Source organism: Streptococcus oralis, from assembly GCF_001578945.1.
Classification (GTDB): domain Bacteria; phylum Bacillota; class Bacilli; order Lactobacillales; family Streptococcaceae; genus Streptococcus; species Streptococcus oralis_Q.
Map to the genome: position 1 here is coordinate 1 of NZ_KQ969590.1, position 643 is coordinate 643.

Consider the following 643-nt stretch of genomic DNA (forward strand, 5'->3'; position numbering starts at 1 on the left):
AGAACCTGTATTCACAAAAAAATGTTAAACTAAAGTTATGACACGAAAAGCATATGATACTGATTTAAACGATCAAGAATGGGCTAAGATTGAACCCTATTTCTCCAAACACCGCACCTATAAATGGTCGAAACGAGAACTTGTTAATGCGACTTTGTACATCACTAAAACAGGCTGTCAATGGCGCATGCTCCCTCATGACTTTCCTCCTTATCCAACGGTATGGAGTTTCTTTCGTCGTGCTAAGGCGAGTGGTTTGTGGGATACCATCTTGACAGAGCTGGTTAAAAAAAGCGACTAAAAGCTGGCAGAGCAGCCTCTCCAACCTATGCTATTATTGATTCTCAGAGTGTGAAAACAACGGATGCTGCAGAAGAACGAGGTATTGACGGCGGTAAAAAAGTAAAAGGGAGAAAGCGCCACATTGTGGTTGATACCATGGGGAATCTTCTTGATGTTGTGGTTCATGCAGCTAATCTTCATGACACAAAATCAGGGATTTTAGTAGCGCGTCAAGTGATGGCACAATTCCCGACAATCAAGGCTTTTTCAGCTGATGCTGGTTATAGGAAAAGTTTTGAAGAGATGATGGCACAGGAGTTTCAGTGTCCAGTAGATATTTCTGAAAAAATCAAAGGAAGTT

General features: G+C 41.4%; 2 protein-coding genes. Both read left to right on the forward strand.

All coding sequences use genetic code 11. The features are described 5' to 3' along the window. Positions 1-37 precede the first annotated feature (37 nt). Entirely contained in the window at positions 38-301 is a 264-nt protein-coding gene (locus tag SORDD16_RS09925; RefSeq protein WP_061453292.1) for a transposase, read from the forward strand. A gap of 50 nt (positions 302-351) precedes the next feature. Beyond that, on the forward strand, positions 352-643 hold a 292-nt coding region (locus SORDD16_RS09930; RefSeq protein WP_241734068.1), incomplete at its 3' end, for a transposase.

Bases quoted from the DNA above. Each gene is read 5' to 3' on its own strand.
- SORDD16_RS09925 (WP_061453292.1), top strand. From the start codon at position 38: ATGACACGAAAAGCATATGATACTGATTTAAACGATCAAGAATGGGCT.